Genomic DNA, 9,344 nt, shown 5'->3' with positions numbered 1-9,344 from the left:
TGCGCGGTCATTTCCTGCTGGTGGGAGAGCCATGGGGTGAACGTACCCGCACCTGCCCTGCCTCCGCGATGGCCGCGTAGGTGTCGTACCGTTCTCAGCAGGTGCCGGGCACACTGTCGACATTCGGTGCATCGAAAGGAACTAACGAATGAGCAGGCCAGTCGTCGTCGCGGCCGTTGTCGCGGTGCTGGTTGCGGGCGGGTGTAGCAAGCCCACGAACCATCAGTCCGAGCACAGCACCCCGACAGCCGCGACTTCGGCTACTTCGCCCGCGGAGCAGTCCAACGAACCGGCTGCCGTGGGCAAGATGACCTTTCGCTACGAGCCGGCAGACACACCCGAGGCGCAGCGCGGCCGCCAGATGATGGTCGACGCGAAGCTGTTGGAGAGCGTCGCCGGCCACGTCAACGACACCTTGAACCTGCCACACGATGTGGGGGCCGTCGGTAAGCAGTGCGGCGAAGCCAACGACTACTGGGATCCAAGCGTCAACGAGATCCAGCTCTGTTACGAAGACATTCAGCAGAGTGAGCAGCGATTCGCAAACGCCGGCAACCAGGACGCGGTGCTGGCGGCCGTCAATGCAACGATCTCCGGCTTCTACCACGAACTCGGCCACGCCACCCTCGGCATCTACGAGCTCGCGTTCACCGGGCGCGAGGAGGATGTGGCCGACCAGCTGTCCGCGTTCGAGTTGCTCGCGCCGGGCGCCGACGGGAAGCCCTACCCCAACGGTGTCCGCATCGCGATGGACACCGCTCAGGACTGGAAGTTGAGCGCCAAGGAGGCCGGCGATGCCAACGAACTCCCGTTCTGGGACGGGCATTCGATGGATATCACCCGAATGTACAACTGGGAGTGCTGGATTTACGGGTCGGACACCACAGCGAATGCGGTCATCGTCACGTCCGGCGACCTGCCGGAGGATCGTGCCGGCAATTGTGAGGAAGAGTTCCAGAACATGTCCAAAGCGTGGCAGCAAATGCTGGGTCCACATCTGAAGAAACCGAGCTGATGAAGAAACCGAGCTGACCCCGGCGGTCGGCGCCTGAGCCGAGTTCACGCAGTATTCAGGCTTTGGTGGGACGCCGCTCGTTGACCGCACATGCGCGCCGGATTTCCTCACGGTATGCGAGTAGTTCAGGTCGCCAACTTCTACGGCCCGCGCTCCGGTGGGCTGCGCACGGCGGTCGACCGGCTGGGCGCCGAATACCGTGCCGCCGGACACGAAGTATTTCTCGTCGTTCCCGGCGCCCGTGCGGAACGTGACACGTTGGACTCCGGCGTCGCGCGAATCACGTTGCCGGCCAGGCTGCTTCCTCGAACGGGAGGCTATCGGGCGATAATGCCCGGACCGGTGCAGGAACTGTTGGCCGCATTGCGCCCGGACGCCTTGGAGGTTTCCGACCGACTCACCCTGCGATCACTTGGGCGATGGGGACGCGAGCACGGTGCCACCACCGTCATGATCTCCCATGAAAGACTGGATCGCCTTGCCGGGCAAGTGCTTCCGGCGCGCAGCGCGCAGCGCCTGGCCGACTTCGCCAACCGGCGTACCGCCGCCGACTACGACACGGTGGTGTGTACCACCGAATTCGCACGCCACGAATTCGACCGTATCGGCGCAACCAATACCGTGACCGTACCGTGGGGGGTGGACCTGCAGACGTTCCATCCGCAACGGCATTCCGTGACATTGCGACGCCGCTTCGCCACGCCCGCCCAGATTCTGCTGGTGCACTGCGGCCGGCTCTCGGTGGAGAAGCGTGCCGATCGCAGCATCGGCGCAGTCGCAGCGCTCTGTGCTGCCGGTATCGACGCGCGATTGATCGTCGTGGGCGAGGGACCGTTGCGACCCAGGCTGGAGCGTCAGGCCGCTGGCTTGCCCGTCGCTTTCACCGGGTTCGTCGCGAATCGGCGTGCGGTGGCTGAATTGCTGGCCTCGGCGGACTTCGCGCTGGCACCCGGCCCGCATGAGACATTCGGGTTGGCCGCGCTGGAATCGCTGGCCTGCGGCACCCCGGCGGTGGTCTCGCGCACGTCGGCCATGACCGAGATCGTCACTGCGGACAGCGGTGCGGTGGCCGACAACCATCCGGCGGCCATCGCCGATGCGGTCGCCGACCTGGTCAGCCGGCCCGAGCAACTCCGGCGCGGGTGTGCGCGACACCGCGCGGAGATGTTCACTTGGCAGCGCTCGGCCGCCGGCATGCTGACAAGTTTGGGCGCTGCCTGATCGTTTAAACCCCAGATCAGTTTGCTGCGCTACAAGATTCGATCAAGGCGGGCCCGTGCGTGGCGGCGCCGCATTCGCACTCCCAGCGGACGTGGGTGCCACACGAGCACGGGATCTCGACGACGATCATGTGCCCGGGCAGCAGCCAGTGGCCGCGGGAACAGCGCTGAGGTGGCCGGTCCATCCACTCGGCACGCAATACGTGCGACAACTCACCAATATCAGCGCTCACGATGCCTACCGTCGCACCCATTCCGCCGCGAATCCACCGCACTGCCTGAATCGTTACTCTTTGTTGCCCGTCGTTGACCGTGTCGTTGCGAGACGGGAAATAAATGGCTTGATTTAAGTCAGGGACGGTAGTTCACTGGATCGGTGGCCACAGCGCGAGTGGTGCGAACCGACCGCTCGGCGGTCACCCGGGAGGCGCTCCTGTCGGCGGCTGAGTTGCTGTTCGCCGAGCGGGGCATGTACGCAGTGTCCAACCGGCAGATCAGCGAGGCCGCGGGCCAGGGAAACAATGCGGCGGCCTGCTATCACTTCGGCACCCGAACCGACCTGCTGCGGGCGATCGACGCCAAGCACCGGGGTCCCATCGAGCAACTACGCGCACAAATGCTCAGCGACATCGGCGATTCCACGGATCTCCGCGACTGGGTGGGTGCATTGGTGCGTCCGCTGACCGGGCACCTTGCGCAGTTGGGCAGTCCGAGTTGGTATGCCCGTTTCGCCGCGCAAGCAATGGCCGACCCGACCTATCGCCAGGTCGTCACCAAAGACGCGCTCGCCTCGCCAACCTTGGTGGCCACTATCGACGGCATTAACCGGTGTCTCCCGGAGCTGCCGCAGCGGGTGCGCTCGGAGCGGATTGTGATGGCCCGCAACCTACTGATGCATACCTGCGCCGAGCACGAAGGTGCACTGGCCGAGCACGGGCCACGTGCGCGCTCCAGTTGGCCGGTCGCGGGCGAAGGCCTCGTCGATGCCATCGTCGGGCTGTGGCGCGCTCCGGTGCACGTGGGCACGGCCACCCACTAGTTATCCAGGATCGAGGAGTACATGACCGACGTAGCGACTGCCACAGACATCCCCGAGTTTCCGATGACGCGGGCGGTGGGTTGTCCCTTCGCGCCGCCGCCGAAAGTGTTGGAGCTCAACGCCGACCGCCAACTGACCCGGGTCCGTATCTGGGACGGCAGCACCCCGTGGCTGATCACCGGTTATGACGCGATTCGCGCTTTGTTCACCGATTCCCGGGTCAGCGTCGACGACCGGCTGCCGGGCTACCCACACTGGAATGAAGGAATGTTGGCAACGGTGCACAGCCGCCCTCGGTCGGTGTTCACCTCCGACGCCGAAGAGCACACGCGGTACCGCCGGATGTTGTCAAAACCGTTTACCTTCAGGCGTGTTGAGGCATTGCGCCCGGCAGTCCAGCAGATCGCCGACGATCACATCGACGCGCTGCTAGCCGGGCCGCAGCCGGGTGAAATTGTCAGCGGGTTGGCGCTGCCGGTCCCGTCCCTGGTGATCAGTCAACTACTGGGAGTGCCGTACGAGGACGCCGACTTCTTTGAGGAGCAGGCTCAGCGCGGCATGGGCCGTTACGCCACCGAGGAGGACACCGCGCAGGGCGCGGCCTCGTTGGCGAGATATCTGGCCAAACTGGTTCGGACCAAAATGGAAAGTCCGTCCGAGGATTTGGTGTCCGACCTGGCCGAGCGGGTGAACGCCGGGGAGCTCAGCGTGCGGGAGGCAGCACAGCTGTCCACCGGGGTGCTCATCGCCGGCCACGAGACCACGGCCAACATGCTCAGCCTCAGTGTGGCGGCGTTGCTCGTGCACCCCGATCAGCTGGCGTTGTTGCGTGACACCGAGGACCCCAAGGTGATCGCCACCGCGGTCGAGGAACTCATGAGGTACCTGAGCATCATTCAGACCGGCCAGCGGCGCATCGCCATCGATGACATCGAGCTCGGTGGCGAGACCATCCGGGCCGGCGAAGGCATCATTCTGGATGTGGCACCGGCGAACTGGGACAGCCGCCAATTCCCGGAGCCTGACCGGTTGGACCTGACCCGAAACGACGGCCCACACGTCGGTTTCGGCTATGGCCGCCATCAATGCGTCGGTCAGCAGCTCGCCCGGATGGAACTACAGATCGTCCTGCCCACCCTGTTCCGACGTATCCCTACGCTAAAGCTGGCGGTGCCGGTCGAGGAGTTGCCGTTCAAACACGACGCGCTGGCCTACGGCGTCTACGAGCTTCCCGTCACGTGGTGAGCTGAAAATGGTCGAGTCACAACATGACCTGTATCCCGAGGTGATCGGCGCGCCAAAATACCGTCGCGGTCACGCCGCTGGATCAGATACAGGCCTACCAGCGGGCACCGAAGTGTTCTCCGCCGACAATCACATCTCGGTGGCTGAAGATATCTTCTACGATCGTTTCCCTGCCGACCTCAAAGAGCAGGCACCGCGGATCTGGTATGAGGATGGCGCTTATATGGTTGGCTGCCAAGGACAATCATTCGTCGTCGGCGATTTCAGTGCCGTGCTCATGCAGTACGACGATCTGACCGGAGCGGTCAGCAGCAACATCGAAGCCCGCGTTCACGACCTTGCGGCCGACGGCGTCGACAAGGAACTGGTGTTCCCCAACGCGGTGCTGGCGCTGTTTCATCTGCCGGACAAGAGGTTGCGCGAGCGGGTTTTCCGCGTCTACAACGAACACATCGCGGCGGTGCAGGAGCGCTCACGGGGGCACTGCTACGGGGTGGGGCTGATCAACTGGTGGGACGCTCGCGGTGCACGGCGCACCCTGGCTGAGCTGAAATCGCTGGGCCTGAAGACATTCCTGATGCCGCTGTATCCGGGTATCGACGACGACGGTGCAGCCATCGACTACTCGAGCACGGCGATGCGGGCGGTGTGGGAGGAGATCGAGCAGGCCGGTCTGCCGATCACGCACCACATCGGCGAAAGCCAGCCGAAGATTCCCAGCGCCGTCAACAGCGTGGCGGTCGCCATGATGGTCAACATCGACTCCTTTCGAGAGATGTTCTCCAAGTACATCTTCGGTGGCATCCTCGACCGACACCCCCAGTTGCGGGTGGGTTGGTTCGAGGGCGGCATCGCGTGGGTGCCGACCGCCCTGCAGGATGCCGAGCATGTGCTGGCCTCGTACTCCCATATGCTGCGCCAACATCCGCAACATGACATCCGGCATTATTGGGACACCCACATGTGCGCCTCATTCATGGTGGACCACGTGGGCCTGCGACTGATCGACCAGATCGGAACCGACAAGGTGATGTGGTCGTCCGATTACCCGCACAACGAAAGCACTTTCGGCTACTCGGAGCGATCGCTGGCCGCCGTCGTCCGCGCCGTCGGCCCCGAGAAGGCCGCCCACATCGTCGGCGGCAATGTCCGCACCTTTTTGGGCATCTGACGTGGCCGCACACCTCGCCGCGCGCGGCCCCGCTATCGAAATTCCCGACGAACCCGACCCGGGGCGGATGCGCTCCGAAACGGGTGCGCGGTTGCGCTCGGCAATGGCCGACCACGGCGTCGATGCGCTGATCCTGTTGTTGAACGGGCATGTCGGGTACGCCACCGGCGCAAGCTGGCCACTGCTGGATGCGGGCTTGTCCCATGTCGAGCGTCCGGTTGCGGTGGTGTTGGCCGACGACGAATTTCCGCACTTGTTCATGCCCTTCCGCGCCGGTGCAACCGCACAACACCAGCTGCCGGCAGATCATGTGCACGGGCCGGTTTATCTCGAATTCGACCAAGGCGTCGCCGATTTCGCGCGGGTGCTGGCCGGGCTGGTTCCGTCCGGCGCCCACATGGCGGTGGACGAGCTGACCGGGGCCATGCGCCGGGCCGAACGCGCGTTGTTCCCGTCTGGCCCGCCGTCGGAAGCAGGGGCGGTGGTGGGTACCGCCCAACTGGTCAAGACGCGTGACGAGATTGGCTGCATCCGCCGGGCATCGCGCATCACCGAGCGCTCGGTGGCCGAAGTCCAGCGGGCTCTGGCACCCGGGGTACGCCAGATCGACCTGTCCGCGAGGTTTGTGCGCCACGCGTTCGAATTGGGTGCCACCGCGAACATGCTGGAGGCGATCTGGCAGGTGATGCCGACCTCGCGGGCGACCGGTGTGTGGACCACGCACGGCGATCTCGCGCTCCCCCTGCTGACCACCGACCGCCAATTGTCCGCGGGCGATGTGTTGTGGACCGACATCAGCATCACCTACGCGGGTTACTGCTCGGATTTCGGCCGGACCTGGCTGGTCGGCGAGCAACCATCTGCTCGCCAGCAGGATCAATTCGCGCAGTGGCGCGCCATTCTCGACGCCGTGCTCGCCGTCACCAAAGCGGGCGCCACGTCCGGTGACCTCGCCCGCGCGGCGATCGCCGCCAACGGCGGGCGCAAGCCCTGGTTGCCTCATTTCTATCTCGGCCACGGCATCGGCACCTATCCCGCCGAAACACCCATGATCGGAACCGATCTCGGCGAGGAGTTCGATGACAACTTCGTATTCCCCCCGGGCATGGTGCTGGTCTTGGAGCCGGTCGTCTGGGAGGACGGCACCGGTGGCTACCGCAGTGAGGAGATCATCGTGATCACCGAAAACGGCTACACGCCGATCACCGACTACCCGTACAGCCCCTATGGCGACTGAGGTTGCACCCGACCCGCCGGCGTTGCGGATCGCTCGCCGTGAGCGCGCGTTGGCCCAGATGGCAGCGGATGATCTCGACGTCCTGGTCCTGGGGCGGCAGGCCAATATCCGCTATGTGACTGGCGCGCCCCAACTTTGGATCGCCGGAACCCGACCGTTCGGGCCGATGTGTGTGCTGGTACGTGCCACCGGTGGCATCTACCTCAACAGCACCGACGACGAGGGCATCCCCGAAGAAATCGACCACGACCACCTCTACGGGCTGGCCTGGAATCCGCTGACCCTCATCGAAGTGATGAAAGGCATCGACGGCGCCGCAACCGCAAGGCGAGTCGGGACGGATGCCCTGACACCCACCTTCGCGACGTTGCTGCCCCAGGCGTTCCCCCGTGCCGAGATCGTGGACGCGGAGACCACCATGCGCGCGGCACGGCGCATCAAGACACCGGACGAGGTCGCGGCACTGGGAACGGCGTTGCGGGTAGCCGAGCGCGGTCTCGCCGCCGGAGTTGGCGAACTGCGTGCCGGTGTTTCGTCGCAGACATTGGCCGGCGCAGTGCTCGAGGCGATGGCAGCGGGTGGTGTCAGTACGCCGGCGACCCAGGACGCCGCGTGGATAACGTCGCGGGAGACTTCGACAGGCACTAGCCACCGGGCGGTACAGGAAGGTGACCTGGTCGCCTTCTCAGCCGGTGCCCTCGCCGACGGGTATGTGGCCGAAGTGGGCCGCACCTGGCCCGCAGGAGACATCGCCGGTGCTGCGGCCCGGGCGCTCTACAAGCGGCTGGATGTGTTGTACGACAAGCTCATCGACGGATGCCGGCCCGGCGCGCCCGCCCAGCGGTTGCTCGAAGCCTATCCCGCAGCCGGTGAGCCGTTGCCGCCCATGGCAGTAGCACACGGCCTGGGTCTGGGTTTCGACCCGCCGGTGGTTTGCCGGACGCTGGTGTCCGAGGGGAACGGCGAGTTTCTCGAGGCCGGCATGGTGCTGGCCGTCACCGGCTTCGTGTGGCAGGAAGGGGTCGGCGGGGTTCTTCGCCGCGACACCGTCCACATCACCGATCAGGGTCCGCAGCTGCTGACCGAAAGCCCGTGCTGGTCCGCGACTTAGCTGTCGGCCAACCCCTCGCCGTCTTCAGCCAGCGCGTCGTCGAGTAGATCGCCTACCTGGTGACGTTCCCAGAGCAACAGCAGGTTGGACAACATTTGTAGCGGTGCGCGCAAACTTTCGTCATCGCTGATCCTTGGATCGTTGCGGTCGCGCGGGACATCTGCGTCGAACCGCCTGCGGATGAGAGCCGGTACGTCCAGCAGCCAGGCGACCCCCATCGTCGCGGCGTAGAGCAGCGTGTGGCGGCGCAGCCGACCGGGGTCGAGGACGGTGCCACCGTGTCCATGGAATTCCGCGACGAACAGCACCAGCAATTCGCCCAAATGGTCGCTCCACAGGTCATTTTCAGCGCCCGACATCGCACCCCAGATGGCCATGCCCAGGTTCATCTGGCTGACGCAACCCCAGTCCAGCAAGCCACAGTGCAGGTCTCCGACCGCGTCTCGCCAGAACCAGGCGTTGTCTACGTTGGCATTCCAGTGGCACAGCGCGACGTAGTCTCGATCGGACGCGAGTTGGCGCGCAACGGCTTTTTCGTGTCTGGCGAAACGGGGCACGTCGTGGCGCAGGCGCGCGACGAACTGCGCGCCGGCCGTGGGTAACAGCCCGGGATGTTGCTCGGCGAACTCGCTCAGCTCGGTGACCCTTCGGCTGAGCCTCTCGGCGGTCTGGGGCCGGCGTTCCCCTACTGTGGCCGCCTGCACGTCCACGGGGAAATCCGCGGTCAAGTTCGCCGGCAGCCGTCCTGACCGATGCGTCCCCGCCAGCCGGGCCAGCGCGGTCAACAGCGCGCGGTAGTGCTCGAGCGGCTGGGGCATCAGATAGTCCAGGCATTTATGGTATTGACGCTCGATCCCATTGCTGCCGAACGGGATTCGCTCGCTGATCAGTATTCCCGTCCCGGTCTCCCGCTGGTAGTCGGCAAACAGTACCCGCGGTACCTCGATGGGGAACCCTGGTGCGCTGGACAGTGCGGCGAACCGCACCTCCGACTCCATCTGGGTCTTGCCCCGATCGCGGATGGGATCGGTCAGATCTCGGGAGAATTTCACGAATAAGTCAGCAGGCAACCCGTTTTCGTGCAAATAGCGCACGGACAACGCAGCTTTGCGTCCGGTGCTGCCGCCGCCGAAATCCCGGACTTCGGGGATTGCGACGACGGAATCGTGCTCACCCAGTACCCCGTACGCCCGAAAAGCCCAGGTCAGAAACTCTGTGCCGCCGCAGCGCAGAGTATCGGGGTCCATCGGCATCAACTGCCCGAACGCGTCGCCGGTGACCCAGCCGGGGGTATTACGGTGCATGC

Annotated in this window: 9 protein-coding genes; 7 read left to right on the top strand and 2 right to left on the bottom strand. The window is 65.0% G+C overall.

Features of this window, described 5'->3' with window-relative positions; all coding sequences use genetic code 11:
* Nucleotides 1–307 precede the first annotated feature (307 nt).
* Nucleotides 308–1,015: a DUF4344 domain-containing metallopeptidase gene (locus A5636_RS11395; protein ID WP_437339822.1), complete on the top strand. Its 708-nt coding sequence runs from the start codon at nucleotides 308–310 to the stop codon at nucleotides 1,013–1,015.
* A 114-nt stretch (nucleotides 1,016–1,129) separates the two neighbouring features.
* Complete coding sequence (locus A5636_RS11390; protein WP_065158740.1) at nucleotides 1,130–2,236, top strand: glycosyltransferase; 1,107 nt, start codon at nucleotides 1,130–1,132, stop codon at nucleotides 2,234–2,236.
* Nucleotides 2,237–2,252: 16 nt separating this feature from the next.
* On the opposite strand, the gene A5636_RS26125 is transcribed toward A5636_RS11390, so the two are convergent.
* Nucleotides 2,253–2,468, bottom strand: coding sequence for a hypothetical protein (locus A5636_RS26125; protein ID WP_155763764.1), 216 nt, complete (start codon nucleotides 2,466–2,468; stop codon nucleotides 2,253–2,255).
* Between the two features lie 143 nt (nucleotides 2,469–2,611).
* Here A5636_RS26125 and A5636_RS11385 point away from each other — a divergent pair, with 143 nt between their 5' ends.
* Genes A5636_RS11385 through A5636_RS11365 form a run of 5 tightly spaced genes read left to right on the top strand, consistent with a single transcriptional unit; the run spans nucleotide 2,612 to nucleotide 8,038 of the window.
* A complete protein-coding gene (locus A5636_RS11385; RefSeq protein WP_065158739.1) occupies nucleotides 2,612–3,274 on the top strand; it encodes a TetR/AcrR family transcriptional regulator in 663 nt (220 codons plus the stop codon).
* Between the two features lie 21 nt (nucleotides 3,275–3,295).
* Nucleotides 3,296–4,519 (top strand): cytochrome P450, encoded by a 1,224-nt coding sequence (locus A5636_RS11380; RefSeq protein WP_065158738.1) that lies wholly within the window; start codon nucleotides 3,296–3,298, stop codon nucleotides 4,517–4,519.
* A 7-nt stretch (nucleotides 4,520–4,526) separates the two neighbouring features.
* On the top strand, nucleotides 4,527–5,690 hold the full coding sequence (locus tag A5636_RS11375; protein ID WP_065158737.1) for an amidohydrolase family protein: 1,164 nt from the start codon (nucleotides 4,527–4,529) through the stop codon (nucleotides 5,688–5,690).
* Entirely contained in the window at nucleotides 5,665–6,927 is a 1,263-nt protein-coding gene (locus A5636_RS11370; RefSeq protein ID WP_065158736.1) for a M24 family metallopeptidase, read from the top strand. The genes A5636_RS11375 and A5636_RS11370 overlap by 26 nt, the downstream gene beginning before the upstream one ends.
* Nucleotides 6,917–8,038 (top strand): M24 family metallopeptidase, encoded by a 1,122-nt coding sequence (locus A5636_RS11365; RefSeq protein WP_065158735.1) that lies wholly within the window; start codon nucleotides 6,917–6,919, stop codon nucleotides 8,036–8,038. The genes A5636_RS11370 and A5636_RS11365 overlap by 11 nt, the downstream gene beginning before the upstream one ends.
* On the opposite strand, the gene A5636_RS11360 is transcribed toward A5636_RS11365, so the two are convergent.
* Entirely contained in the window at nucleotides 8,035–9,342 is a 1,308-nt protein-coding gene (locus A5636_RS11360; protein WP_065158734.1) for a hypothetical protein, read from the bottom strand. The genes A5636_RS11365 and A5636_RS11360 overlap by 4 nt on opposite strands.
* Between the last annotated feature and the right edge of the window lie 2 nt (nucleotides 9,343–9,344).

The organism is Mycobacterium asiaticum (genome assembly GCF_001673315.1).
GTDB classification, from domain to species: Bacteria; Actinomycetota; Actinomycetes; order Mycobacteriales; family Mycobacteriaceae; genus Mycobacterium; species Mycobacterium asiaticum_B.
This window is presented reverse-complemented; position numbering and strand designations above follow the sequence as displayed.

Excerpts from the sequence above, each read along its gene's own strand:
- A5636_RS11375 (WP_065158737.1), top strand. The coding sequence starts at position 4,527 with ATGGTCGAGTCACAACATGACCTGTATCCCGAGGTGATCGGCGCGCCA.
- A5636_RS11365 (WP_065158735.1), top strand. The coding sequence starts at position 6,917 with ATGGCGACTGAGGTTGCACCCGACCCGCCGGCGTTGCGGATCGCTCGC.
- A5636_RS11380 (WP_065158738.1), top strand. The coding sequence starts at position 3,296 with ATGACCGACGTAGCGACTGCCACAGACATCCCCGAGTTTCCGATGACG.
- A5636_RS11390 (WP_065158740.1), top strand. The coding sequence starts at position 1,130 with ATGCGAGTAGTTCAGGTCGCCAACTTCTACGGCCCGCGCTCCGGTGGG.
- A5636_RS11395 (WP_437339822.1), top strand. The coding sequence starts at position 308 with ATGACCTTTCGCTACGAGCCGGCAGACACACCCGAGGCGCAGCGCGGC.
- A5636_RS11360 (WP_065158734.1), bottom strand. The coding sequence starts at position 9,342 with ATGCACCGTAATACCCCCGGCTGGGTCACCGGCGACGCGTTCGGGCAG.
- A5636_RS11370 (WP_065158736.1), top strand. The coding sequence starts at position 5,665 with ATGTCCGCACCTTTTTGGGCATCTGACGTGGCCGCACACCTCGCCGCG.